Origin of the sequence: Pseudoxanthomonas sp. (assembly GCF_035999195.1) — a bacterium.
Classification (GTDB): domain Bacteria; phylum Pseudomonadota; class Gammaproteobacteria; order Xanthomonadales; family Xanthomonadaceae; genus Pseudoxanthomonas_A.
Genome location: NZ_DASYGY010000009.1, coordinates 492,041 through 516,988 on the forward strand (window position 1 = coordinate 492,041; position 24,948 = coordinate 516,988).

At 68.6% G+C, this 24,948-nt stretch carries 25 protein-coding genes; 8 read left to right on the forward strand and 17 right to left on the reverse strand.

Going from position 1 to position 24,948, the window contains the following annotated elements:
- The first annotated feature begins 23 nt into the window (after positions 1-23).
- Together VGN58_RS09455 and VGN58_RS09460 are read left to right on the forward strand one after the other, a co-directional pair.
- Entirely contained in the window at positions 24-1,637 is a 1,614-nt protein-coding gene (locus VGN58_RS09455; RefSeq protein WP_414710777.1) for a carboxylesterase/lipase family protein, read from the forward strand.
- Between the two features lie 39 nt (positions 1,638-1,676).
- Positions 1,677-1,877 (forward strand): hypothetical protein, encoded by a 201-nt coding sequence (locus VGN58_RS09460; RefSeq protein ID WP_327482994.1) that lies wholly within the window; start codon positions 1,677-1,679, stop codon positions 1,875-1,877.
- 120 nt (positions 1,878-1,997) lie between these two features.
- On the opposite strand, the gene VGN58_RS09465 is transcribed toward VGN58_RS09460, so the two are convergent.
- The 4 genes from VGN58_RS09465 to VGN58_RS09480 form a co-directional block, all read right to left on the reverse strand.
- Positions 1,998-2,978, reverse strand: coding sequence for an LLM class flavin-dependent oxidoreductase (locus tag VGN58_RS09465; protein ID WP_327482995.1), 981 nt, complete (start codon positions 2,976-2,978; stop codon positions 1,998-2,000).
- A gap of 84 nt (positions 2,979-3,062) precedes the next feature.
- On the reverse strand, positions 3,063-3,734 hold the full coding sequence (locus tag VGN58_RS09470; protein ID WP_327482996.1) for a glutathione S-transferase: 672 nt from the start codon (positions 3,732-3,734) through the stop codon (positions 3,063-3,065).
- A 162-nt stretch (positions 3,735-3,896) separates the two neighbouring features.
- Positions 3,897-5,456 carry a protein adenylyltransferase SelO gene (locus VGN58_RS09475; RefSeq protein ID WP_422662750.1) on the reverse strand — a complete coding sequence of 520 codons (1,560 nt, stop codon included), beginning with the start codon at positions 5,454-5,456 and terminating at the stop codon, positions 3,897-3,899.
- A gap of 5 nt (positions 5,457-5,461) precedes the next feature.
- Entirely contained in the window at positions 5,462-6,211 is a 750-nt protein-coding gene (locus VGN58_RS09480; protein ID WP_327482998.1) for a sulfurtransferase, read from the reverse strand.
- An 86-nt stretch (positions 6,212-6,297) separates the two neighbouring features.
- Between VGN58_RS09480 and VGN58_RS09485 the strand changes: the two genes are divergently transcribed.
- On the forward strand, positions 6,298-6,663 hold the full coding sequence (locus VGN58_RS09485) for a metalloregulator ArsR/SmtB family transcription factor (protein WP_327482999.1): 366 nt from the start codon (positions 6,298-6,300) through the stop codon (positions 6,661-6,663).
- Positions 6,660-7,112: an SRPBCC family protein gene (locus VGN58_RS09490; protein WP_327483000.1), complete on the forward strand. Its 453-nt coding sequence runs from the start codon at positions 6,660-6,662 to the stop codon at positions 7,110-7,112. The genes VGN58_RS09485 and VGN58_RS09490 overlap by 4 nt, the downstream gene beginning before the upstream one ends.
- Before the next feature lie 50 nt (positions 7,113-7,162).
- Here the strand turns inward: VGN58_RS09490 and VGN58_RS09495 are convergent, their stop codons facing one another.
- Entirely contained in the window at positions 7,163-7,525 is a 363-nt protein-coding gene (locus VGN58_RS09495) for a DUF6164 family protein (RefSeq protein WP_327483001.1), read from the reverse strand.
- Positions 7,526-7,605: 80 nt separating this feature from the next.
- On the opposite strand from VGN58_RS09495, the gene VGN58_RS09500 reads away from it, so the two are divergent.
- Positions 7,606-8,040 carry an FKBP-type peptidyl-prolyl cis-trans isomerase gene (locus tag VGN58_RS09500; protein WP_327483002.1) on the forward strand — a complete coding sequence of 145 codons (435 nt, stop codon included), beginning with the start codon at positions 7,606-7,608 and terminating at the stop codon, positions 8,038-8,040.
- Positions 8,041-8,468: 428 nt separating this feature from the next.
- Here the strand turns inward: VGN58_RS09500 and VGN58_RS09505 are convergent, their stop codons facing one another.
- Positions 8,469-10,067, reverse strand: coding sequence for a serine hydrolase (locus tag VGN58_RS09505; protein WP_327483003.1), 1,599 nt, complete (start codon positions 10,065-10,067; stop codon positions 8,469-8,471).
- Positions 10,068-10,164: 97 nt separating this feature from the next.
- On the opposite strand from VGN58_RS09505, the gene VGN58_RS09510 reads away from it, so the two are divergent.
- Positions 10,165-11,427 (forward strand): TIGR03862 family flavoprotein, encoded by a 1,263-nt coding sequence (locus VGN58_RS09510; protein ID WP_327483004.1) that lies wholly within the window; start codon positions 10,165-10,167, stop codon positions 11,425-11,427.
- A gap of 175 nt (positions 11,428-11,602) precedes the next feature.
- On the opposite strand, the gene VGN58_RS09515 is transcribed toward VGN58_RS09510, so the two are convergent.
- Genes VGN58_RS09515 through VGN58_RS09525 form a run of 3 tightly spaced genes read right to left on the reverse strand, consistent with a single transcriptional unit; the run spans position 11,603 to position 12,855 of the window.
- Complete coding sequence (locus VGN58_RS09515) at positions 11,603-11,815, reverse strand: hypothetical protein (RefSeq protein ID WP_327483005.1); 213 nt, start codon at positions 11,813-11,815, stop codon at positions 11,603-11,605.
- A gap of 3 nt (positions 11,816-11,818) precedes the next feature.
- Positions 11,819-12,163 (reverse strand): RidA family protein, encoded by a 345-nt coding sequence (locus VGN58_RS09520; protein WP_327483006.1) that lies wholly within the window; start codon positions 12,161-12,163, stop codon positions 11,819-11,821.
- Positions 12,164-12,192: 29 nt separating this feature from the next.
- On the reverse strand, positions 12,193-12,855 hold the full coding sequence (locus tag VGN58_RS09525; RefSeq protein ID WP_327483007.1) for a DUF998 domain-containing protein: 663 nt from the start codon (positions 12,853-12,855) through the stop codon (positions 12,193-12,195).
- A 174-nt stretch (positions 12,856-13,029) separates the two neighbouring features.
- Between VGN58_RS09525 and VGN58_RS09530 the strand changes: the two genes are divergently transcribed.
- Positions 13,030-14,115 carry a diguanylate cyclase gene (locus tag VGN58_RS09530; RefSeq protein WP_327483008.1) on the forward strand — a complete coding sequence of 362 codons (1,086 nt, stop codon included), beginning with the start codon at positions 13,030-13,032 and terminating at the stop codon, positions 14,113-14,115.
- 9 nt (positions 14,116-14,124) lie between these two features.
- Here the strand turns inward: VGN58_RS09530 and VGN58_RS09535 are convergent, their stop codons facing one another.
- From VGN58_RS09535 to trxC, 5 genes are all read right to left on the reverse strand, one after another.
- Positions 14,125-15,891, reverse strand: a complete 1,767-nt coding sequence (locus tag VGN58_RS09535; protein ID WP_327483009.1) for a GGDEF domain-containing protein — start codon at positions 15,889-15,891, stop codon at positions 14,125-14,127.
- 90 nt (positions 15,892-15,981) lie between these two features.
- Positions 15,982-16,236, reverse strand: a complete 255-nt coding sequence (locus VGN58_RS09540) for a hypothetical protein (RefSeq protein ID WP_327483010.1) — start codon at positions 16,234-16,236, stop codon at positions 15,982-15,984.
- 215 nt (positions 16,237-16,451) lie between these two features.
- A complete protein-coding gene (locus VGN58_RS09545) occupies positions 16,452-17,234 on the reverse strand; it encodes an SAM-dependent methyltransferase (protein WP_327483011.1) in 783 nt (260 codons plus the stop codon).
- The gene (locus VGN58_RS09550) at positions 17,231-17,809 is read right to left on the reverse strand and encodes a GNAT family protein (RefSeq protein WP_327483012.1); all 579 of its coding nucleotides are present in this window, start codon (positions 17,807-17,809) and stop codon (positions 17,231-17,233) included. The genes VGN58_RS09545 and VGN58_RS09550 overlap by 4 nt, the downstream gene beginning before the upstream one ends.
- Positions 17,802-18,245: a thioredoxin TrxC gene (gene trxC, locus VGN58_RS09555; protein ID WP_327483013.1), complete on the reverse strand. Its 444-nt coding sequence runs from the start codon at positions 18,243-18,245 to the stop codon at positions 17,802-17,804. Before trxC ends, VGN58_RS09550 begins: the two co-directional genes overlap by 8 nt.
- An 87-nt stretch (positions 18,246-18,332) precedes the next feature.
- Between trxC and VGN58_RS09560 the strand changes: the two genes are divergently transcribed.
- Positions 18,333-19,421: a tetratricopeptide repeat protein gene (locus VGN58_RS09560; protein ID WP_327483014.1), complete on the forward strand. Its 1,089-nt coding sequence runs from the start codon at positions 18,333-18,335 to the stop codon at positions 19,419-19,421.
- Position 19,422: 1 nt separating this feature from the next.
- Here the strand turns inward: VGN58_RS09560 and VGN58_RS09565 are convergent, their stop codons facing one another.
- The 3 genes from VGN58_RS09565 to VGN58_RS09575 form a co-directional block, all read right to left on the reverse strand.
- Positions 19,423-21,933, reverse strand: a complete 2,511-nt coding sequence (locus VGN58_RS09565; RefSeq protein ID WP_327483015.1) for a S9 family peptidase — start codon at positions 21,931-21,933, stop codon at positions 19,423-19,425.
- Between the two features lie 66 nt (positions 21,934-21,999).
- Entirely contained in the window at positions 22,000-22,590 is a 591-nt protein-coding gene (gene thpR, locus VGN58_RS09570; RefSeq protein WP_327483016.1) for an RNA 2',3'-cyclic phosphodiesterase, read from the reverse strand.
- Between the two features lie 236 nt (positions 22,591-22,826).
- Positions 22,827-24,944 carry a M13 family metallopeptidase gene (locus VGN58_RS09575; protein WP_327483017.1) on the reverse strand — a complete coding sequence of 706 codons (2,118 nt, stop codon included), beginning with the start codon at positions 24,942-24,944 and terminating at the stop codon, positions 22,827-22,829.
- Positions 24,945-24,948 lie beyond the last annotated feature (4 nt).

Genomic DNA, 24,948 nt, shown 5'->3' on the forward strand with positions numbered 1-24,948 from the left:
ACCGGTGTCATAACAGGGTTTCCATGACCTCAACGCTCGATATGGCCGACCGCCGCCGCTTACTGGCCCGCTTGGCCGGCACCTCCGTCCTCGCACTCACCTCGGTCTGCCTGCCCGCAGTCGCCTCCGCCGCCCGGGCCAGCGTCGCGACCACCCGCAGCGGACGCATCGCCGGCCGCATGGACCGCGGCATCCATGTCTTCCGTGGCGTGCCCTACGGCGCCGATACCGCCCCCCGGCGCTTCCAGCGCGCCCTGCGCGAGACGGCCTGGACCGGCGTGCGTGACGCCACCCGCTTCGGCGCGTCCGCGCCCCAGCGCGGCGATGCCGACGGACAGCCGGTCAGCGAGGACTGCCTGTTCCTCAACGTCTGCACCCCTGCCCTGCGCGATGGCGGCCGGCGTCCGATCCTGGTCTACATCCATGGCGGCGGCTACAACAACGGCTCCGGCTCGCATCCGCTCTACGAAGGCGTGAACCTGTGCCGGCGCGGCGACGTGGTGGTGGTCACCGTCAACCATCGGCTCAACGCGTTCGGGTATCTCTACCTCGGCGAAACCGGCGACGAACGCCTGCGCGACGCCGGCAACGTCGGCCAGCTCGACCTGATCGATGCGCTGCACTGGGTGCGCGAACACGCGCACGAGTTCGGCGGCGACGCCGGCAATGTCACCGTGTTCGGCCAGTCCGGCGGCGGCGCCAAGATCGCCACGCTGATGGCGATGCCGGAGGCCGACGGCCTGTTCCACCAGGCGATGACGATGAGCGGACAGCAGGTCACGGCCGCGGGTCCGCGCGCCGCGGCACAGCGCAGCGCGCTGTTCCTGGCCGAACTTGGCCTGCGACCCGGTGACATCGACGGGTTGCTCGCGATGCCGATGGCGCGTCTGCTGGACGCCACGCGGGTCCGCGATCCGTCGCGCGCGGAAAACACGTCGCTCTACTTCGGCCCGGTGCTGGATTCCCGCAGCCTGCCCCGACATCCCTTCTATCCGGATGCGCCGGCGCAGTCCTCCCGCATCCCGATGGTGATCGGCAATACCCGCGACGAGACCCGTGCCTTCCTCGGCAACGACGACGCGAACTTCGACCTGACCTGGGAGCAGGTGCCGCAGAAGCTGCGCGAGCAGCAGTACGTGGACCTGTCGCCGGAGGTGGTGATCGCCGAGTACCGGCGGCTGTATCCGGACTACACGCCCTCCGAGGTGTTCTTCGCGGCGACCACCGCCGGGCGCTCGTGGCGTGGCGCCATCATCGAAGCCGAAGAACGCGCGAAACAGGGGTCGCCCGCCTGGGTCTACCAGCTCGATTGGCGATCGCCGGCGGAAAGCGGACGCCTGCGCGCCCTCCACACGCTCGACATTCCGCTGGTGTTCGACAACGTGGCCGCCGAGGGGTCGAAGACCGGCGACGACGCGCGCGCACGGGCGATGGCCCAGCGCATGAGCGGCGCCCTGATCGCCCTCGCCCGCCACGGCGACCCGAACCATGACGGCATTCCGGCCTGGTCGCCCTACACGCTGCCGCAGCGGCAGACGATGGTGTTCGACGACGAATCCGCCATGCAGGACGATCCGCGCGGCGGCGAGCGCAGGCTGTACGAACGCGTGCCTTTCATCCAGCGCGGCACGATGTAGGGAGGGCCCCGGCCCGCGATTGCCATCCCTACGCTCGCGATGGCCATTCCCGACGCCGTCAGCGCGCGCGATGCATCATCCGCAAGCCGCCAAGCGTGCGACGGCGGGCAAGGCCCGCCCCACGAAGTGCCGCAGCGGCAGACGATGGTGTTCGACGACGAATCCGGTATGCAGGCGATCCGCGCGGCGGCGAAGTCACCCTGCGGACGCATGCCGTTCGTCCAACGCGGCACCCTGTAGGGCGGGCCTCGGCCCGCCGTTGCGATGCGTCCGCTCGCGATGGCAATGATCGAAACCGCCAGCACAAGCAATCAATCATCCGCAAACCGGAACGCGTGCGGCGGCGGGCCGAGGCCCGCCCTACGACATTGCCTCGGCGGCGATCTCGAACGAGCGCAGGCGCTTGGCGTGGTCGAAGATGTTGGCGGTGAGCATCAGTTCGTCCGGGCGATGGCGCTGGATGAAGCCGGCAATGCCCTTGCGCACCGTATCGGGACTGCCGACGACGGCGCAGGCCAGCGCCTGCGCGACGCCGGCCTTCTCGTGCGGCTGCCAGAACGTCTCGATGTCGTCGATCGGCGGCGGCACCAGGCCGGCGCGGCCGCGACGCAGGTTGACGAAGGCCTGCTGCTGGGTGGTGAACAGATAGCGCGCTTCCTCGTCGGTCTCGCCCGCGACCACGTTCAGTGCCAGCATCGCGTGCGGCTTCGCCAGCCGCTTCGAGGGGCGGAAATCGCGGTGGTACAGCAGCAGCGCCTGGTCCATCGCGTCCGGCGCGAAGTGCGACGCGAATGCGTACGGCAGCCCCAGGGCGGCCGACAGCTGCGCACCGAACAGGCTGGAGCCCAGCAACCAGACCGGCACGTCGAGTCCGGCACCCGGCACGGCGCGCACGGCCTGTCCTTCCTGCACCGGTTCGAAGTAGCGCAGCACTTCCTGCACGTCCTGCGGGAACTGCTCCGCGCTGTCGAAGTAGCGGCGCAAGGCGCGTGCCGTGGCCTGGTCGGTGCCGGGCGCACGTCCCAGTCCCAGGTCGATGCGTCCGGGATACAGCGAGGCCAGCGTGCCGAACTGTTCGGCCACCTGCAGCGGCGAATGATTCGGCAGCATGATGCCGCCGGCGCCGACGCGGATCGTCGACGTGGCCCCGGCAACATGCCCGATCAGCACCGCCGTCGCCGCGCTGGCGATACCCGGCATGTTGTGGTGTTCGGCCAGCCAGTAACGCGTGTAGCCCCAGCGCTCGGCGTGCCGCGCCAGGTCGCGCATGTGGTCGAACGCCTGGGTGGTGTCGCTGCCTTCGCAGACGGGGGCCAGGTCGAGGAGCGAGTACGGAATCATGAGGGCACCGGCGATGACGATGCCAACGTCATGGGGTCGCCGCGACGCCGATTCCACCGCGCCGTGCGGGATGCTGCGTCCCGCTCAGCCCAGCAGGTCGAACGGACCACCCTGCTCCAGCGCCCGCTGGTAGGCCGGACGCGCGTGGATGCGGGCGAGGAATCCGGCCAGGTTGGGATGGGCGTCCAGCCCGGCCCGCACCGCCGCCGCTTCCACGGGGAAGCTCATCTGGATGTCGGCCGCGCTGAACTGCTCGCCGGCGAACCAGGCCGCCTTGCCGAGTTCCTGCTCCATGTAGTCGAGATGCAGCTTCACCTGCGGGCCGACGAAGGTCCTGATGGCCTTGTCGGCGATTCCGCGTGCGATCGGCCGGGCGAAGAACGGCATGGGCGCCTTCTTCAGGCGCGAGAACACCAGGCTCAGCAGCATCGGCGGCATCGCCGAGCCTTCGGCGTAATGCAGCCAGTAGCGGTAGCGCAGGTGTTCGGCCGTGCCCGGCGACGGCGCGAACCGGCGCGCGGCGTCGTAGCGTTCCACCAGGTATTCGAGGATGGCGCCGGACTCGGCCAGCACGTGCTCGCCGTCCACCACCACCGGCGACTTGCCCAGCGGGTGGATCTTCTTCAGCTCCGGCGGCGCCAGCATCGTCTTCGCATCGCGCTGGTAGCGCACCACCGTGTAGTCCAGACCCAGTTCCTCCAGCAGCCAGAGCACGCGCTGCGACCGGGAGTTGTTGAGGTGGTGGACGGTGATCATGGGCAGGCTCCGCGGGGATGGTGCATGCTAGCGCGCCACCCGCCGTTGTAGGAGCGACGTCAGTCGCGACCGCATGCCAGCGCCTCCATGCAGCCATACGCAGCTGGGGGCGCCAGAACGTACGGTCGCGACTGACGTCGCTCCTACAGAAACGCGGCTCCGCTAGGAACTGCACGACAGCATCGAGCAGCCGGCGCGTTCGCGCGCCCACTCCGGCCGACGCTGCGCGAACCGCTCGCGACCGGGCTGGTCGTCGTAAGGCCGCCGCATGACCTCCAGCAGGTCGTGGACGGCGGACAGGTCGCCCGCTTCTGCCGCATCGATGGCCTGCTGGGCGAGGTAATTGCGCAGCACGTAGCGCGGATTGGCCAGGCGCATGCGCTCGCGACGCGCGGCGGTGTCGAGCGCGTCGTCTCCGAGACGGCGCTCGTAGGCCGCCAGCCAGTCCCGGAGCGGCGTCGCGATGGCGTCGCGCTTGGCGGGGTCGTAGAACGCATCGCCGAACGCCGACAGCGACGCATCCGCCAGATCCGCGTCCATCAGCCCGCGGAAGAACAGCGTCATGTCGATCTCGCCGTCCTGCAGCAGCCGTTCCAGCGCCCGCATGCGTTCGACATCGTCGTCGCGGCATTCGGCCAGGCCCAGCTTGCGCGCGACACGGTCGCGATCCGCCCGTTCGTAGGCCTCGGCGTAGCGCTGCAGACCGTCCTGCAAGGCCTCCACGCCATCGAACAGCGGCGACAGCGCCTGCGCCAGGCGGCTCAGGTTCCAGCCCGCCACCCGGGGCTGCCAGCCGAAGCGGTAACGCCGGCCCTGCGCATCGGTGGTGTTCGGCGTCCAGTCCGGATCGTAGTCGTCGATCCAGCCGTACGGCCCATAGTCGATGGTCAGGCCCAGCACCGACATGTTGTCGGTATTCATCACGCCATGGACGAAGCCCACCCGCATCCAGTGCGCCACCATCCCCGCCGTGCGTTCGCAGACCTCGGCGAACCACGCGGCGTACAGCGCTTCGCCTGCGCCGGACAGGTGCGGGAAGTCGCGGCGGAGGGTGAACTCCACCAGCGCGCGCAGCAGGTCGGTCTCGCCGCGGGACGCCGGCAACTGGTAATGGCCGAAACGCAGGAACGACGGCGCCACGCGGCAGACCACCGCGCCGGGTTCGGGCTTCGGATGGCAGTCGTAGAACATGTCGCGCACGACCTGCTCGCCGGTGCCGACCAGGCTCAGCGCGCGCGTCGTCGGCACGCCGAGATGGTGCATCGCCTCGCTGCACAGGAATTCGCGGATCGAGGAGCGCAGCACCGCGCGCCCGTCGGCGGTGCGCGAGTACGGCGTCGGGCCGGCGCCCTTCAGCTGCAGTTCCCAGCGCTCACCGGCCGCATTGACCGCTTCGCCCAGCGTGATGGCGCGGCCGTCGCCGAGTTGTCCGGCCCAGTTGCCGAACTGGTGGCCGCCGTAGTTGCCCGCGTACGGCTGCATGCCCTGCAGCAGCGCGTTGCCGCCGAACACCTGCGCGAAGGCGGGCGACGCGACATCGGCAGCGTCGAGGCCGAGCAACGAAGCGACCTCACGCGAATGCGCCAGCAAGGTCGGTGCCGCCACCGGCGTCGGTTCGATCACCGACCACAGCGCACCGCGCACCTCGCGACGGCGGACTCCCTGTTCCGGATCGCCCGGCAGCTCGCGGATGAAGCGGTTGTCGAAGCGCAGGGCGTCCAGGCCGCTCATGCGGCGTCCGCGGCTTCGTCCACCAGCGGCGTCAGGTCGGGGCGCAGTGCCACGCGCTCGTCGAACACGAAGCAGGCACCGTCAAAGCCGAACCCGCCGACCTGCTCGAAGTAGCCGAGGATGCCGTCGTCCAGCTGCAGCACGTTGTCCATGCCCTCGGCCCGCATCCACAGCGCGGCCTTCTCGCAGCGGATGCCGCCGGTGCAGAAGCTCACCACGGTGGCGTCCGTGAGCGCGTCGCGGTGCGGCTCCAGCGCGGCCGGCAGGTCGGTGAACTTGTCGATCGGCAGGGTCAGCGCGCCGGCGAAGGTGCCGTATTCGATTTCCTGCGCGTTGCGCGTATCCAGCATGACCACGCGCCGGCCCGCGTCGTCATGACCCTGCTGCAGCCAGCGCGCCAGCGTGCGGGGTTCGACGACGGGCGCGCGCGCGTCCTCGGGCGTGGTGCCGGGGCGACGGAAGCTGATGATTTCCGGCTTCACCTTGACCTTGAGCCGGGCGAACGGGATCCGTGCGCTGTGGCTGTACTTCACCCGCAGGCCTGCGAAGCGCGCGTCTTCGTGCAGGGGCGCCAGGAAGGACTCGATCGCCTCGGCGCCGCCGGCCAGGAACAGGTTCAGCCCCTCGCCCGCCACCAGCACCGATCCGCGCAGGGCCAGCGCCTCGGCACGGGCACGCAGCGCGGTGGCGAAGTCGGCAGGCGCCTCGATCGGGGTGAAGTGGTAGGCGGCGATGTTGGTGACCATGGCGCGATTTTACCGTCCGTCAGACCGACGCCCTTCATTCAACCGGATGGTTGACAGTCAGCGGAACGGCCGGAATACTCAACCACATGGTTGAACATGATGCGCCGCACCTCGATGCGATCTTCCACGCGCTGGCCGACGGTACGCGCCGCCGCATGCTGCGCAGCCTGGGCGGCGGGCAGCCGCGCAGCGTGGGCGAACTGGCCGCACCGTTCCGGATCTCGCTTGCCGCCGCGTCCAAGCACATCAAGGTGCTGGAACGCGCCGGACTGGTCACGCGGCAGATCCGCGGCCGCACGCACCTCTGCCACCTGCAGCCGCAGGCGCTGGCCGAAGGCGAAGCGTGGCTGCGGCAGTACGCGCAGTTCTGGACCGCCCGGCTCGACGCCCTGGATGCGGTGCTGCAGGCCGACACCGATTCCCCCGCCTCCACCACGAGGAAACCACCATGACGACCCCTCCCGCCTTCGACACCGTCGATGTCACCGTGCACCGTACGTTCGCCGTGCCGGCCGAGCGCGTCTTCGATGCCTGGCTGACGCCGCGCCTGCTGGGCCAGTGGATGATGGGACCCGGCATCCGCGAGGAAAAACTGCTGCGGCTGGACGTGGACGCGCGCGTCGGCGGCCGCTTCTCGATGCTGGTCGAGCGCGACGGCGAGCGCATCGACCATGTCGGCGAGTACCTCGTCATCGAGCGTCCGCGCCGGCTGTCCTTCACCTGGACCATCGCTGGCGAGGCCGACCAGGACGGCAGCCGCGTCGACATCGTGATCACGCCGACACCCGATGGCTGCGCGTTGCGCCTGACGCATGCGCTGCCGCGCGCGTGGGCGGACTATGCCGACCGCACGCAGCAGGGCTGGAGCACCATGCTGGACGCGCTGCACGCGCTGTTCTGATCCGCAGGCCGCGCGACTACGACAGCCCCCGACCGCACCCCGTCTGGCGATCAGAGCAGCATCCAGGGCAGCGCGAGGGTCAGCACGATGATCGCGGCCATCGCCGCCAGCATGCCGACGACGTACTCGGGACGCGCCTGCAGCTGTCCCATGAAGGTCTCGGCACGGCCTTCCCGTTGGTCCGCGGCCCGCTGCGCGCGGGCGCGATCGCGGCGCGCCGACTGGTAGTCCGCCATCAGCCGCCTGGCACGCGCGAGCTGGTCCGCGTCTTCGATCCACAGCCCGCCTGCGGAAATGCCCCACGGGCTGGGTTGGGTCTCGTAGAAGTCGATCGCGTTCGCGCGCAGCAGGTCGCGCACCTCGTCGGCTTCGTCGGCGGGCACGTTGCGCAGGTTGAGGAACAGTTTCGCCATGCGTGCAGTGTACCCGCCGCCTGCCGCGACGACGGGATGGGGTACCCTGCGCGCCTCCCGATCCCCGGATGACATCGCCGATGCGTACCCTGCTGCTCGCCGTCTCGCTGACCCTGCTCGCCGCCTGCGCTCCCTCCAGCCCACCCCCGGGCGGCAGCGTCGCCGAACTCGAACGTATCGACACCGCCGCCGGCACCGGCGCCGTGGCCACCCCCGGCAGCGATGTCAGCGTGCACTACACCGGCTGGCTGTACGACGAGAACGCGCCCCAGCAGCGCGGCATGAAGTTCGACAGCTCGCTCGACCGCGGCACGCCGTTCATCTTCCTGCTCGGCGCCGGCCAGGTGATCCGCGGCTGGGACGAAGGCGTGGCCGGCATGAAGGTCGGCGGCAAGCGCACGCTGAAGATCCCGGCCGACCTGGGTTACGGCAGCAAGGGCGCCGGCGGCGTCATTCCGCCGGGCGCTTCGCTGGTGTTCGACGTGGAACTGATCGACGTCAAGCCGCACAAGTGAGGCTGTGCTGTCTGTAGGAGCGACGTCAGTCGCGACCGCGAGAAAGAAAATCCGGTAAACCTCACACATCGCGCAGGGGTTTGCTCCGCGGTGATCACGCCGTGCGGTCGCGACTGACGTCGCTCCTACAGAAACGCCGCCCAACTCCATCGGCGACAGCCGCAGGTCGTGGAAGTTGAAGCTGAGGTCGGTCAGCGGCGAGATGGCCTCCATCCGGGCTTACCGAGCGACGTCAGGGCCCTGCGAGCGTGGCGGCGATTGCCGCAAAACCGAAGGCCGTTGAGGGAGCGACGTAAGTCGCGAGCTTCTGGCAAGTGAGGAAAGACTGACCCGACGCGGAAACGGGCGCCGGAGGTCCTCCGCCCGGAGATGCGTCCATCGCGACTGACGTCGCTCCCACATCCCCCCCCTGCAATCCCGGCTGCCCGCTACTCCACCGGCGCCAGCCGCAGGTCGTGGAAGTCGAAGCTGAAGTCGGTCAGTGGCGAGATCGCTTCCATGCGCGCTTCGCGGATGCCGCCGTCCGGCTCCAGCGAATAGGTCAGGAACGCGTCGGCGTTGAGCCAGCGCTCGCGCCAGCGCACCACGAACGTATCGTGCTGCCACGGCTGCAGGTCGCCCACCAGTTCCGGCGTGCGGCTGAAACGCAGCACCAGGCCTTCGCCTTCCTGCGTCACCGTCACGTCGCCGTACCACGGATCGCGCAGCGTGCCGGCGTACTTCGCCAGCGGCAGCGAGGGCGTCGCGTCGGTGTCGCGCGCCGCCAGCAGCTTCTGCCAGTGTTCGGCGGCGTTGTCCTGCGCCTGCGCCACCTGCGCCCGGTAGGCGGCCAGCCAGTCGGTGCCGCTGTTGGCGAGGTAGGCATCCAGCACCTTCAGCGTGATCGCGTTGAACGCCGCGCCCACTTCCTGGTTGGTCAGCACCACGATGCCCAGCTTCTGCTCGGGTACCAGGGTCACGCGCGAGACCATGCCGGGCCAACCGCCGGTGTGCCAGACCAGCTTGCGGCCCTGGAAGTCCGAGACCATCCAGCCTTCGCCGTAGCCGAGGAAGTTGGGCTTGGCCGCCTTCAGGGCTTCGACCTTCGGCTCGGCGATCGGGATGGGCGTGACCAGCGACCACATCGCCTGCTGCCGCGCCGGCGTGAACAAGGTCTGCTCGCGGCCCTTGGTATCGCGGTACGTGCCACCGGCGAGCTGCGCGTTCATCCACTTCGCCATGTCGGTGACACTGGAATAGAGACCGCCTGCACCGGCGACATTGCGCCAGGTCATCCGCGGCGCAGGTTGCAGGGTGGTGAAGTCGGCCTTGGCGTGCCCGCTGGCGACGTTGTCGCCGGCCTTCAACGCATCGCTGTTGTAGCGCGTCTCGCGCATGCCCAGCGGCTGGAAGAAGCGCGTGCGCAGGAACTGTTCGTACGGTTGCCCACTCGCCTGTTCGATGACCAGCTGCGCCACCCCGTAGAGGATGTTGTCGTACGCATAGCGCTCGCGGAAGCCACCGGTCAGCGGCACGTCGCGCAGCCGCTCGGCGACCTCGCGGTTGCTGTAGGTGGTGGTCGGCCAGAACAGCAGGTCGCCCGCGCCCAGGCCCAACCCGCTGCGGTGGACCAGCAGGTCGCGGACACGCATCTCGCGGGTGACGTACGGGTCGGCCATGCGGAACCACGGCAGGTGGTCGATGACGCGGTCCTCGAGTTTCAGTTTGCCCTCGTCTGCCAGCATCGACAGCGAAGCGGCGGTGAACGCCTTGGTGTTGGAGGCGATGGCGAACATGGTGTGCGCATCGACCCGCGCCGGCTTGCCCATCTCGCGCTCGCCCCACCCTTTCGCCAGCACCACTTGGCCGTCCTTGACCACGGCCACTGCGATGCCGGGCACGTCGAAGGCCTCGCGGACGGATTCAACATAGGCATCGAGGTCCTGCAGCGCGGGCGGCGGTGCGGCCTCGCTCGCCGCCACGCCGGGGCCGAGCAGACAGAGCAGCCAGAGGGTGCGACCCAGGGTCGCCGGCAGCGTGGAGCGCATCGTGTATCCCGTGTCTGGAGGCCTGCGCGACGATACCCCATGCGGTGCGCGCGCCGCGCCTGCCGGAAGCGACAGACGGTCACGGCATACTATGCGGATGCCTGCGCAACGCCCCGAACAGTCCCCGTCCACGCCCACCATCGCCGTCATCGGGGGCGGTCCTGCCGGCCTGATGGCCGCCGAAACGCTGCGGGCTGCCGGCCTGCAGGTCGATCTGTACGACGCCAAGGGGTCGATCGGCCGCAAGTTCCTGATCGCCGGCAAGGGCGGCATGAACCTGACCCATTCCGATCCTTTCGATGTCTTCGTCACCCGCTACGCCGAGCGCACGCAGGAGGTCGCGGCGTGGCTGCGTGGTTTCGACGCCGATGCGTTGCGCGTGTGGGCGCGCGGCCTGGGCGTGGAGACCTTCGTCGGCACCTCGGGCCGCGTCTTTCCGTCCGACCTGAAAGCCGCGCCGCTGCTGCGCGGCTGGGTGCGGCGGTTGCGCGAACGGGGCGTGCGCTTCCATGTGCAGCACCGCTGGCTGGGCTGGAACGACGCGGGCACGCTGCGCTTCGCGACGCCCGACGGCGAGATTGCCGTGCAGGCCGATGCCACCGTATTGGCGATGGGCGGCGGCAGCTGGCCACAGTTGGGCTCCGACGGCGCGTGGCTGGAGGCGCTGGAGGCCAAGGGCGTCGCCATCGCGCCACTGCAGCCGTCGAACTGCGGCTTCGACATCGGCTGGAGCGAGCACCTGGCCACCCGCTTCGCCGGCGAGCCGCTGAAGCCGGTGGTCGCGCACTGGCAGGACGCCGACGGTGAGGCGCAGCAGCGCCAGGGCGAATGCGTCGTCACCGCCACCGGTATCGAGGGCAGCCTGGTCTACGCCCTGTCGCCGATGCTGCGCGACGCCATCGCGCGCGATGGCCATGCCACGCTGGTGCTGGACCTGCTGCCGGGTCGCGAGGAAGCGGAACTCGCCCGCCGCCTGGCCAAACCGCGCGGCTCGCGCAGCCTCAGCGAACACCTGCGTCGCGAGGCGGGCATCGCCGGCGTGCGCGCAGCGCTGCTGTATGAAGTCCTGGACAAGGCGGCGCTCTCGGATCCCGTGCGCATCGCGCGGACCTTGAAGCGTTTCCCGTTCCGCCTGAAGCGCACGCGCCCGATCGCCGAGGCGATCAGCAGCGCCGGCGGGATTCGGCTGGAGGCACTGGATCGGCAACTGATGCTGCGCACCCTGCCCGGCGTGTTCGCCGCCGGCGAGATGCTCGACTGGGAGGCACCCACCGGCGGCTACCTGCTGACGGCCTGCTTCGCCAGCGGCCGCCATGCCGCGAGGGGCGTGGTCGACTGGCTGGCGCAACGCAGCGCCTGAGTGGTCGTCCGCAGGGGCTGCGGCACGCACCGTGGGGAGCGCGTGCCGCAGCGGCTGCGGAACGTGGGCGCACGATACGCGACGGATTGTTGAGGCGCGGTTAGCGTTTGACAGCAGTTTTATGACAACGTCTTACGACGCGATGTGCATGCTGGTACTCACGCGGTATGCACGCTCACTCTGCATCGTCGGCGCCGGCCGGCCCTTGCCCCGAGGCGCGTTTCGCCTTCGCCGCGACGTACATGTTGTCCACCAGGTTGGGATAGCGCCGGCCCGCCGCGGCAGCGCGGGCCCGCGCCTCTTCCACCTGTGCCGGCGTCAGCGTGGCCGCGCCACCGCGACGCTTCGGCGCCGGGCGTTGCCAGGGACCGGGCGTGCGCGCCGCCACGGGTCAGACCGCCGCGATCACCACGATCTCGATCAGCCACGCAGGCCGCGCCAGGTTGGCCTGCACGGTCGCACGCGGCGGTGCGTTGTCCTCTGGCACCCACGCGTCCCACACCCGGTTCATCGCCTCGAAATCCTGCAGATCCTTGAGGAAGATCTCGGCACGCAGGATCTTCGACTTGTCGGTGCCCGCGCGCGCCAGCAGTGCGTCGATCTCGGCCAGCACCTGCTGCGTCTGTCCGGCGATGCCCTGGGTGGCGTCCTCGGCTATCTGGCCGGCCAGGTACACCACGCCATTGTGGATGGCCATCTCGGACAGCCGCGGGCCTACGTCGAAGCGCTGGATCATGGGGTTTCCTCCCTTGTGGAACCGCCAGCTTAGCGTTGCGGCCCGGCCGCCGCACCGGTGGTGGCGCGCCACAACCACCGACCGCCCAGCCACAGGGCAACGACGATCAGCGCGATCAGCAGCTTCTGCACCCAGCCCTGTCCTGCGGGCGGCCACAGGGCATGCAGCCAGAGCAACGCATAGCACGCGACCGACCACGCCGCCGCCAGCGGGAAATGGCGCCGCCACGCCGCATCCAGGCGGAACCGCCAGGCCTGCAGCAGCATGCCGGTGGTCACGCACAGGAACGCGGTGATCGCACAGGCATGGTGGAACCAGTGGTGGAAGTCGGGCGCGCGCTGCGGCAGCCATGAATCCCCGATCGCCACGCCAGCCAGCGCCAGAGCGCCGAGACAGAACAGCAGCAGCGGCGCCGCGCTGCGCGCCTTCGCCGACAGCTGTGCGTACAGCCCCAGCGCGAGCGCCACGATGGCCACCGACAGCAGGCAGTAGGTGACGCGCAGCAGCAGCCCCCACGGCCCCAGCAGGTACTGGCTCAGCGTGGCCCGCTGCCATGCGAGATCGCTGCGGATGCCCTGCAACGCACCCGCCACGACCAGGAACCCCACCGCGCCCGCCATCGCCGTCAGCGCCGCCAGGCGAAGCGGTGCGGTGCGGGCGTGGGCGCCGGTGTTGGATGGGGGCTCGGACATGCAGGCTCGCCGCAGGCAGGAGTCCGGATTATCGGCCAGACGCTCAAGAATCCGTGCCGGCGGCCGCTGTGGTGGCATCACTCCGCAGCGTGCCCGCCATCACGCTTTGACCTACACTCCGTCTTCCCCCGCCGCCCGGGGGTGGCCGCCACGAGCAAAGGGACTCCAGCGCCAATGCCGTTCTCCGCACCGCCCGGCACCGATCCGGAGCGCCATACCCAACGCCTGCCGCGCCGGATCCATCGCCTGCGCACGCTCGGCATGGGCCTGGCGGCGCTGCCGACCGGCATGGTGTTGTTGGAGAACCAGGCCGGCGCAGGTCATTGGGTGTTCCTGTTCTTCACCACGGTGCTGTGGCCGCAGCTCGCGCTGTGGCTGGCGCTGCGCCATCCGGAGCCGTTCCGCGGCGAGATCCGCAACCTGCTGGTCGATTCGATCCTCGCCGGCATGTGGGTGCCGCTGATGGCCTTCAACCTGCTGCCCAGCGTCATGCTGGTGACGCTGACCACGGTCGACAAGATCAGCACGGGCATCGACCGGCTGTGGTACTGGTCGCTGCCGCTGATGGCGGCGGGCGCGCTGGCGGTCGGCGTGTCGACCGGCTTCGAGATGCAGCCGATGACGAGCATGGCGGTGATGGTGGCCTGCCTGCCCATGCTGATGATCCATTCGATCGCCGTGAGCCAGGCCAGCTACCGGCTGGTGCGCAAGGTGAAGCGGCAGAACCGGCAGCTCGACGAACTGACCCGGCGCGACACGCTGACCGCGCTGGACAGCCGTCGCCACTGGCAGGAGCAGGCGACCCTGCTGCTGGAACAGTGCGAAGCGACCGGCGAGCCGGCCACGCTGCTGATGATCGACATCGACCACTTCAAGGCGATCAACGACCGCCACGGCCACGCCGCCGGCGACGACGTATTGCGGGCGACGGCGGAGGTGATCCGCCACAGCATCCGCGGCCAGGATGCGGCAGGCCGGCTGGGCGGGGACGAGTTCGCGGTACTGCTGCGCGGCACCGATGTGGAGGCGGCGGGCATCGTGGCGCAACGCATCCGCGAGGGGGTGCAGGCGTTGGCCCTGGACAGCGCGCCGGGTCTGCACCCGACGGTCAGCCTGGGACTGGCGAAAGCGACGGGATCGGCCGACGGGTTGCGTGCGTGGCTGGAGGCGGCCGACCGCGCGCTGTACCAGGCCAAGAGCCGGGGCCGCAACCAGCTGGCGATCGACGAGGCGCTGCAGCCGCTCGCCGACATGCCCTGAGGCGACGCTTCAGGCGCCGAGGTGCTCGGCGCGGTCGCGCTGCGGCATTTCCAGCACGTTGCTGGCGGCGCGTGCGTTTTCCTGTTCGGTGTCGTACACGCAGACGCGGTTGCGGCCGGCGTGCTTGGCCCGGTAGAGCTGCTTGTCGGCGTGCGAGAGCAGCTTGGCCAGGCTGTAGCCCGAATGCTGGCTGGAGGTCACGCCGAAGCTGCCGGTGATGGCGAAGACATGGCCGGTCTCGCGGGTTTCGATCTGCGCCAGGCGCACGCGGCAGTCCTCGGCCACGCGGGCGGCGGCGCGCAGGTCGCAGCCGTACATGAGGATGGCAAACTCTTCGCCGCCCAGGCGACCCAGCACGTCGATGCGCCGGCAGAAGCCCTTGCTGGCTTCGGCCACTTCCTTCAACGCCCAGTCCCCGACCCCGTGGCCGAAGCGGTCGTTGATGTTCTTGAAGTGGTCCAGGTCGAACATGATCAGCGAAGCCTGTTCGCCGTTGCGGGCGCACTCGGCCAGCGCACGCTCGGCGCGGATGGTGAAGTGGTGGCGGTTGCAGATGCCGGTCAGCGCATCGGTCTCGGCCATCTTCTTCAGCGACAACTGAACGCGCTTGATCTTGAAGGCCCAGTAGCCGATGGAGGCGATCAGCAGGATCAGCAGGATGACGATCAGGCGGGTGTTCTGCGCTGCGGTCTGGTCGACCTTGCGCTGCAGCTGGAGCACCTGGTTCTTCTGGTCCAGTGCACTGATCTGCTGGTTCTTCTGCAGGATCTGCTGGCGCACCAGCTGGTAAGCCAGCTCGCGCGTCTTGATCTCGTTGAGATACGCCTTGTCGGCATTCGCGTACTTCTTGTACTGCTCGAGCGCCATTGCCGGATCGCCGCGCCTGCTCGCGATCTCGTACAGGACCCGATGAGCCACCACCAGCGGCAAGGATCCGCTGATCGCCGTGCCCTGCGCGACGGCGGTATTCGCGTGCTTCTCCGCGGCGCCGATCTGACCCAGCTTCATACGGTAGTCGGCCAGCATGGAGTGGTACTCGCCGATCAGCCTCGGGTACTTCGTAGCTTCGACATCGGAGAGATGCCTTTCGAGCACGTCGATTGCATTCTTCAGCTTGCCATCCGCCACCCACTTGCGCGCGAGATAGGTACGCGAAAATCCTGCCAGCAGCGCTTCGTCCTGTTGCTCGCACGCCTGAATGGCGGAGAATATCGCCTCTTCCTGCACCGGCAGATGCAGGCCCAGAAGCGACTCGACGACCAGATTGCCCGCGAGGCACTTGCTGCGCCCTTTCGGATCGTCCTCCAACACTTGTTGGGCATAGTCACGGCCCAGGCTGTATTCGCCGACCTGGTTGTACAGAATCCCGGCCGCCATCAGACCATGGTGACGACTGTCCCGGTCGGTGACCTTGGACGCCAGAGGCAGCGCCTCGTTGAGCGCACTGAGGCCCTGCTCGAACCGGCGGGTCACGGCGTACGTATTGGCCAGCATGGCTCCGGCTCGAAAGCGGAGATTGACGTCCTCACTGCCGGTTTGGAGCTCCTGCAATTCCTTGATTGCCAGCTCCGACTGGCCTTTCATCAGGAAGCCATGCGACCGCATCAGGCGCAGCTTGTCGCGCTGCTCCTTGGTCGCGCTCTCCTGCTGGTGCTCGAGTTGCGACAACAATCTGTAGAACGTGGTTGGGTCGCCCGTCCTGACTTCATCCGCCTGCTTCAACATCGCGTCAAATGATGGCGCGGCAAGTCCGGGTGCGCTGAGCAACCCGAGCAAGCACCCCAGCAATCCGTACCGGAACCCTCGTGCGTCCATCGTCAGACTCCCTGGCTAGGACGGCCGGGCGACACCCGGCCGTCCTTCGACTCAATCTTCCTCGCGCTCCTGATCGTCCGGCACTTCCTCGGCCTCGTCCGGAACATTGCGCTCTTCCGCGCCATCCGGCGTGGCGATCATGCAGAACATGGTGGAGCGCCCGTCCAGCAGCCTGTTAAGTGCGATCGGGTCCCGACCCCGCAATGCAAGGCGTTCGGCTGGCGCGAGCGAATCCCCTTCAGCAGTATCCAGCAACTCCAGCGGTACCCGGCCAAACGACGCCGAGCTCCCCATCTTCTCAAGCATTCCAATTACGACCGACACAGGTAGTCTCCCCCAAAAGGCTGTTGATTTTCCACGGCCGCGCCGATAAACCGATGACCGGTTCCCCGCCGGCACAGGCCGCCTGCCGGGACGACGGCCAACTCACAGGCCCGCCCGGATGCCGAAGATAGCCTCTTTTGGCGGCCACCTCTACCCAAGTCCTGGCGAGGATGGGACAAATCGAGCCTCCGAGTGGCCTATCCAGCTTCCAGCAGCTTCAGCCGGTCGCGCATGGCGTGATTAGGGCGCATCGGGCCCACGGGCGGAATGACCAGGGTCGTTGCGGGCGTGAGATAGGCCGACAAAAGCGCTTCCAATGGCATGCGGTCGGCTCTCGGCGACGATATCGGCAGCGTCGCCGCTTCATAGGCGATGACTTCGTGGGACCGTCCGTAGGACGGCGTCAGCAGTTCGAGCAGCAATGCGCGATGGGGCGCCCCGGTAGAGGTTCTGGACACGCTGCGGTCGCCAACGACACCAATCTGCCACAGCACAAGATACGCAGTGGGATCGAACACGCGCTGGTAAAGCATGAACTGGCTTGCCTCGTAGTGCTGACAACCCACGTTGCCGGGATCTATCCCCAAGTCCGCATACAGACAATCCTCCGCCGACACCGCGGCCTCCATCACTGCATCGAACCCTTCCGCGCGCGCCTGCGCGATGGCCCGGTGCGGAACCTGTGCGAAGACGCCCGGATGGCCATAGAACGCGCCACAGACCTGCCGCCCCGCGCGCACTTCCGCCATCATCGCGTCGATCATCTGTCGGTACGTCTCCGTTCTCGCCTTACCCTCGGCGTAGAAAGGCTGCAGGCTACGGACATCGGCATGCATCTCCTGCACCCACAGTTCGACCACAGGGTCTGAAACGGACAAGAAAACGACATCGGCCTTGTCGATGTAGTTGCGCGCCCGTGGCGCCAAGTGCGCCCCCAGTGTCATCCCCAGGCCCACGCAGGCCAGGCTTCCCTCTTTCATGCATTCTCCCCGGTGAAGCACGGGGACGGACGCGACGACCGCGCCCGCCACCGCATCCATTCTTCGCGCGTCAGCCACCAGCGCTCCAGGCCGTCCTCCGGATGAGCGTCGGCGATCTTGTTGAATCCGATCTTGTACATCAAGCCGGCCGCGAATGTGTTCGTGGAGCGGTAACGGATCATCATGTGCGCAACAGTGGGGTCGGAGAACGCCACCTGCATGCCTAGCGGGAAGGCATGCCCCGAAATGCCGCGACCCTGCCACTCCGGCAGGATCATCCCGCCGATCTCGACAACGTCCGCCCTCCTGCCCAGTCCCAGCAGACCGGCGACCGCCTCCTCCGGAGTGGCCGTGATGACCCAGCACCGGTGACGCAATGCCGTCTCGCGGTTCGCCCTGCATGTGCGGTCGAACGCGACGCGCGCGGCCTCCTCGTCAAGGGGCGTACCTACCTGCGCCATCATCACGGAATCGGTATAGACCGCCACGTACAGCTCGCGATCCCGCGCGTCGAGCAACCTCAGACTGACACGTTCGTTCTCCAGTCCGAACGAACATTCGCGCGTATCAGGCACCCACCTGCCCCCTCACCCACCGCACAATCCCCTCCGCCTGCATCGCCCCGCTCTGCCGTGCGATCTCGCGCCCGCCCTGCAGCAGCACCAGCGTGGGGATGCTGCGGATGCCGAACCGGTTGCTCAGGCCGGGGCTGGCATCGGTGTCCACCTTGGCCAGCCGCAGGGCCGGTTCCAGCAGCCCCGCCGCGCGCTCGAAATGGGGGGCCATCTGCAGGCACGGCCCGCACCAAGGCGCCCAGAAGTCGACCAGCAGCGGCAGCGTGCCGCGCAGCGCATGCCGGTCGAAATCCGCCTCGCCCAGCGCCAGCGGCGAGCCGGTGAACAGCGCTTGGTGGCAGCGCCCGCACTGCGGTGCCTCGGCCAGCCGCTCCAGCGGCACACGGTTCATCGCCGCGCAGTGCGGACAGGCGATCAGATGGGCGGCAGCGTCCATGCGCACATCCTAACGCCGTGGACGCCCATGCTGCATCGCCACAGCGCATAGACTGCAGCCATCGTTCTCCTCGACGAGGGCCGTACGATGATCGCCTCCCTGTTGGCCGCCACGCTGGCCGTGGCCGCACTGGCGCCCGCCGTCGTGGCGCCCCCCGTTCCCACCGCCGAACCACCCTCACCCGCCGAGATCATGGCCCTGCCCGAGCCGCTGCGGCAGCAGTTCCATGCGCGCGTGCTGTCCACCACGCGCGCGCCCGAACAGCGCCTGCGGCGGATGGTCGATTTCCTGTTCTCGCCCGACGACCTGGGCATGGGCTACGACATCGCCGCCAACCACACCGTCGCCGAGGCCTACGCCACGCGCAAGGCGAACTGCCTCAGCTTCACCCTGTTGGCGATCGCCCTGGCGCGAGAAGCCGGCCTGCAGGCCTACGGTCAGCAGATCGACGACACCCTGGCCTGGCGCCAGGCAGAAGACACCCTCTACCGCACCCATCACGTCAACGCCGGCGTGCGCCTTCGCGGCGGTCGCCAGTTGTCGGTGGACGTGGCCTGGGACCAGGTGATCGCCCGCAAGCCCCCGCGCCAGATCAGCGACGCGCGCCTGTTGGTGCACTACTACAACAACCGCGCCGCCGACCTGCTCGAAGCCGGCCGGCTGGACGACGCCCTGCGCTACGCCGAGGTGGCGAAACGGCTCGACCCCGCGTACGCGGTGACCTGGAGCAACACCGGCGTACTGCATCTGCGCAACGGCGACGGCGCGCAGGCACAGGCGCACTACCTGCACGCGCTGCGACTCGACCCCTCCAGCCCGGGCGCGCTCTCCAACCTCTCGGCGCATTACCAGCGCACCGGCAACGTGGAGGCGGCCCGGCAACTGCAGGCCCGCCTGCAGCGTGTGCAGGCCAAGGACCCGTTCCACCATTTCCTGCAAGGGACCAGGCACGAGCGCGAGGGCGACCTGGAACGCGCGGTCGACGACTACCGCCGGGCCATCACGCTGTTCCCGGACGAACACCGCTTCCACTTCGGCCTGGCCCGCGTGTACTCCCTAATGGGCGACCACCGCCGCGCGGGCAAGGCGCTGGCGCGGGCCGAACGCCTCAGCGAAGGCGACAACCGCCGGCTCTATCACGCCAAGCTCGACGCCCTGAGCCGGCTGGCACACTGAATCAGGGCAACGCCACGGTCTCCGGAGCAGCCGCCGACCTCGTAGCGGAGGCAGGTACGGACGCATCGCCCCCGAGGTGCTGGCGCAGGAATCCCGCCACCGCGCTCCACGTCTTCTCGCGATTCTCCTGCGAGGTGAAACTGTGTCCCTCGTCCTCGAAGGCCAACCCCACCGGACGCTGACCCGCCAGGGTCAGCATGCGCGCCATGCGACGGCTGTGTTCGTAGTCCACGCGCTCGTCTTCCAGTCCGTGTATCAACAGGACCGGCGCGCGGATGCTGGCGTACTGGTAGAGCGGCGACTGCCGCTGCATCTCGTCCAGCACCTTGGCCGGATCGCCCAGATATTTTTCCAACGTAGCTCGGGACGCATCCGTCCGGCCCAGGTCGCTGGACGTGAACAGCAAGGCCTGGTCGCTGGGACCGGCGATGGACACCACGCAACGGAAACGCTCCGGCCAGCGCACCGCGGCCACCAGTCCGGAGTAGCCACCGTAGCTCGCGCCCAGCATGCACATGCGGTCGCCATCCAGCGGGTGGCGCGCCAGCGCCGCGCGGATGGCGGCGTCGATATCGTCCTCGATGCGCGTTCCGAACGCGCCGTAGGCGGCCTCGCGGAAGGCGCGGCCGTAGCCATCCGACCCGCGGAAGTTGACCTGCAACACCGCGTATCCCAATGACGCGACGAACTGCACCTCGCGGTCGAAGTGCAGGTGGTCGGCCACGCCGATGGGGCCACCATGCGGGAACACCACCAGCGGACGCTTGCCCGCGCCCGGCGGCAAGGTCAGAAAGGCCTCCAGCGGCAGGCCATCCTTGCCCTTGAAGCTGAGCACCTGGGCAGGCACGAAGCGCACCGCTGCCAGCCATGGCGCCGCATCGTCCAGCAGTTCCGCGGTTCCCTTCACCGTATCGAGGTGGTAGAGCTGCGACGGCTGGTCGGCGGCATCCACATCGAGCACGATATGGCGCCCGTCGCGACTGCGGTCGGCTATCTGAACCATCTTGCCGGGGAACGCCTTGGCCAGCAGCGTCCCCAGCCGCGCGTCTTCGGGTTGGAAGTATTCGCTGACCAGCAATCCACCCTCGTAGAACTGCACGCCGATGGGCGCACGCTGCGCATCGAACAGGACATGCTCGACGTCGACGCCCGGACGCGAGAACAAGGTGCGTCCGACAGCATTCCGCCCCAGGTCGTACTCGACCAGGTCACGCTGCCCGCGTCCCGCATCGGTCAGCGCGTACAGCGTGCGAACGTCCAGCGACAGCCCGACCGGATCCAGATCGGTCTCGCCGCCGAGTTTCATGACGTCGCGGAACACCTGGTTCTCCTGCAACACCAGCACGTGGTCCTCGCCGCGGCGGGCGACCGCCAACCTGAGCACGCCGTTGCCGTCGGCCATCCACCACACGTCGTCCTTGACGCCCTTGTTGAGGCGGTCCCGGTACTGGGGCTTGGCTTCGTCCACGGCCTTCTGGCTGCTGATGTCCAGCCGGTGCACCATCAATCCGCTCTGGCGCCCCATGCTGGCGAACAGGATGTGGTCCGGCTCGCGCGGCAACGTGTCGACCACCCAGCCGCCCTTGGGCAGGTTGATCCGGGTATAACGCCGCGCGCCTGAGGCATCGGTTTCCATGCGGATGGCGATCACCATCGGCTGGCCGTGCGGCGGGTCCACGGTCAACAGCAACAGATCGTCGCCCGCCCATTCCACCGAGTCGAACTTCACCGCGCTCTTGGCCATCAGCGACGCCTGCCGGCCCTGCAGGTCGACCAGATCCACACCCCAGTCGTCTTTGCCGTTGCGGACTTGCAGTGCGAGCAGGGTGCCCGCAGGATTGAGGCTGGCCTGTACGATCCGCTCGGGCTTGAACAGGGTGGCAGGCTGTAGCGGAAGCACATAGGCGAGCGCCGGTTCGCGCAGGTCTGGCAGCGTGCTTGGGTCCTCCTTGGCGGCTGCACGCAACGGCTTGTAGAACGCGGGGAAGGGATCCGGATAACGCCCCGAGAAGGCCAGCGGATACTTTGCGTAGATGGCCGGATGGGTCTTCTGCATCCAGTCGATGGCCGCCAGCGACCGGTTGGTGGACGCGAAACGGGCGCGCCAGAAACTGCTCGGACGGAACAGAAGGTCGCCCGGATAGGTGATACGGCCCGGTTCGACCGTGAAGCGGAAATCCTCGTCGTCGGACAAGGTGTAGCGGTAGCCGAAGACCAGTTGCAGTTCACGCCACTCGTAGGTACCTGCCGATACGGCATAAAGACGGAAGTTGTGGCCCTCCTTCAGGTCGCGCATCACGCCCGAACCGAACAGCTTGCCATCGCGATTCATCCGCACCATGGCCACGTTCACCGACGTGTCCACCGCCATCAGCACCAGGCCCTCACCCGCCTTCAGCGCGGGGTCGCTTCCCGGCTCGACCTCGCGCATGCTGGCTTCAGCCCTGAAGCTGGCCAACCCGAACAGCACCACCAGCATCGCCACGGCGCGATGCCATGCTGGACTTCTCATCACCCTTCCCCTTGCCTGACGCGATCCCCATCGCGTTGACGATGTTAACGCCGCCGGCGCCCCACTTCACCCCAGCGGCCACTCGCCCAGCACGTCGTAGTCCGCCTCGCCTTCGATGCTCTGCAGCAGGTGGACGCCCTGCGGGTGCAGCACCACCGGCGGCACGTCCACTGGCGCGGTGCGCGGCGGCACGTAGGCCAGGGTCAGGTGCGGGACGAAGCTGCGCCCCACGTGCTGCTTGAAACCGGCGCGCAGCAGGCGCTGCTGCAGATTGCGCCAGAACGCCACCACCGCCGGCGACGGGTGCAATGCGGCCAGGGTCAGCGCCGGGTTTTTCGGATTGCCCAGGCAGAGCAGATGATCGAGGGTGATGCCGACCGGTTCCGGTTGCCAGTCCTGCATGGCGTCGTGCGCCGTGCGGATCATGTCCTCGCGCGGACCATCGCTTTCACCAAGGAAATGCAGGGTCAGGTGGTAGCGCTCGGGGCGCACCCAACGGGCCTGCGGAAACGCGGCCTTGAGGTCGTCGGCGCGGTGGCGCAGGCCCTCGCGTTCGCCCGCCGACGGCACCAGCGCGAAGAACAGCCGGTGCAGCCGGCCCGGCTGCGGGCCGCCGAACAGGTCGCCTTGCGGGGTGGGCGCGGGGCTGGCAGGCATGGAACGGAACGCACGGAAAACCACGATGCCCCGCATCATCGGCGCGTGCGCCGGACGATGCAAGTCGAGCGCGGGCGTCGCGGATCATGGAAGCGCATTGCAGTTGCGTAGCGTGCGCCACGCGCACGACCGCACTCCACGCTCATCACGCACGCATGCGTCAGGCGCCGCGCGTGTCGCGCGCATGGCGCACGCCACGACGGGGACGCCGCCTCGAGGGCGACGTCCCGTCGCCGTCACCAGATCCGCACGCGGTCCTGCGGGGCGATGTACAGCGGGTCGCCCTGCTTCACGCCGAAGGCGTCGTACCACGCGTCGATGTTGCGCAGCGGAGCGAAGGCGCGGATGTGGCCCGGCGAATGCGTGCCGTTGACCAGCTGCTGGCGCAGTGCGTCGTCGCGCCACAGCGTGCGCCACACCTGGCCCCAGCCCATGAAGAAGCGCTGGTCGCCGGTGAAGCCGTCGATCACCGGTGCGGGCTTGCCGCCCAGCGAGCGGTGGTAGGCCTCCAGCGCGATGGTCAGGCCGCCCAGGTCGCCGATGTTCTCGCCCATCGCCACGCGGCCGTTGATGCGCATGCCGGGCAGCTGCGGGAACACGTACGCCTCGTACTGCGCACCCAGCCTGGCGGCCTGCACCTCGAACTTGGCCGCGTCCTCGGCGGTCCACCAGTCGCGCAGCAGACCCTTGCCATCGGACTTGCGGCCCTGGTCGTCGAAGCCATGGATGATCTCGTGACCGATCACGCCACCGATGGCGCCATAGTTGACGGCCGGGTCGGCATCGGGATCGAAGAACGGCGGCTGCAGGATGGCGGCCGGAAACACGATCTCGTTCTTCACCGAGTTGTAGTACGCGTTGACCGTCTGCGGGGTCATGCCCCACTCGCCCTTGTCCACCGGCTTGCCGATGCGGGCGCGGCGGAAATTCCACTCGAACTCGCCGGCACGCAGCGCATTGCCGAACAGGTCGCCGTTCTTCACCACCAGCGCGCTGTAGTCGCGGTACGTGTCGGGATGGCCGATCTTCAGGCCAAAGCCGGCCAGCTTGGCGTGCGCCTCGGCCTTGGTGGCCGGGCTCATCCATGCCAGCGTATCCAAGCGTGCGCCCATCGCCGCCTTCACGTTGGCGACCAGCGCATCCATCTTGGCCTTCGCATCCGGCGGGAAGTACAGCTGCACGTAGTCGCGCCCGATCGCCTCGCCCATCGCCGATTCGGCGAAGGACACGCCGCGCTTCCAGCGCTCGCGCTGCTGCGGCTGGCCGGAGAGGAACTTGTCGCGGAATTCGTACTGCGCCACCGAGAAGTCCTTCGACAGCAGCGGTGCCGCGTTGTCGGTCGCGTGGAAGGCCTGCCAGGCCTGCAGGGTGGCGACGTCGGCATCGGCGAAGATCGCCGCGATCTTCGGGATGGCGCTGTCCTGGCGGATCACGGCGCGGCCGGCGCCGTCGACACCGGCGGCCGTGAAGAAGTCCGCCCATGGGAACCCGGGGGCCTTGCCGGCGAAATCCGCCATCGCCATCGGGTTATAGGTCTTGTCGCGGTTGCGGCTTTCGGCGCGCGTCCAGTGCGCCTCGGCGATGCGGGTCTCCAGCGCCAGGATCGCCTTGGCGCTCTCCTGCGGCTGCGCCCAGCCGGCCAGCTGCAGCAGCTGCGCGATGTAGGCCTGGTAACGCTCGCGCTGCGGCGCGAAATTCTCGCGCAGGTACATCTCGCGGTCGCCGAGACCCAAGCCGCCCTGGCTCAGGTAGAGGGCATAGACATCGGGATTCTTCTGGTCGTCGCTGACGCTGAGGTTGAAGAAGCTATCGTAGAGGCCGCCCCGCTGTCCCATCAGTCGCGCCAGGGCCTCCTTGTCGCCGGCGGCGCGGATGTCGGCCAGGACCGGCTGCAGCGGCTTCGCACCGAGGGCATCGACGGCCTGCTCGTCCATGAAACCGCGGTACAGGGCGGCGATCTTGGCGGCATCGCCGCCGGTCGCCGGGTCGCCCAGCGCATAGCCTTCCACCAACACGCGCAGGCGCGCTTCGGACAGGTCACGCAGGATCGCGAAGCCGCCATAGCTGGAGCGGTCGGCCGGGATCTGGGTGGTATCGGCCCAGGTACCGCTGACGTAGCGGAAGAAGTCGGCGCCCGGCCTGGCGGACCGGTCCATACCGGCGGTGTCGATGCCCCACGTGCCGAAGCGCTTGGCGGCGATGGTCGACCCGGCCGCGCCGGCGGCATCGGGTTCGGCGAACAGCGACTGCAGCGTGCAGCCGTCGTCCAGGCAGCCGTGATCTTCGTGGGCCGCCAGCGGGGCGGCGGCGGCGAGGGCCAGCAGGGTGGCGGCGGACAGCAGGGTCTTCTTCAACAGC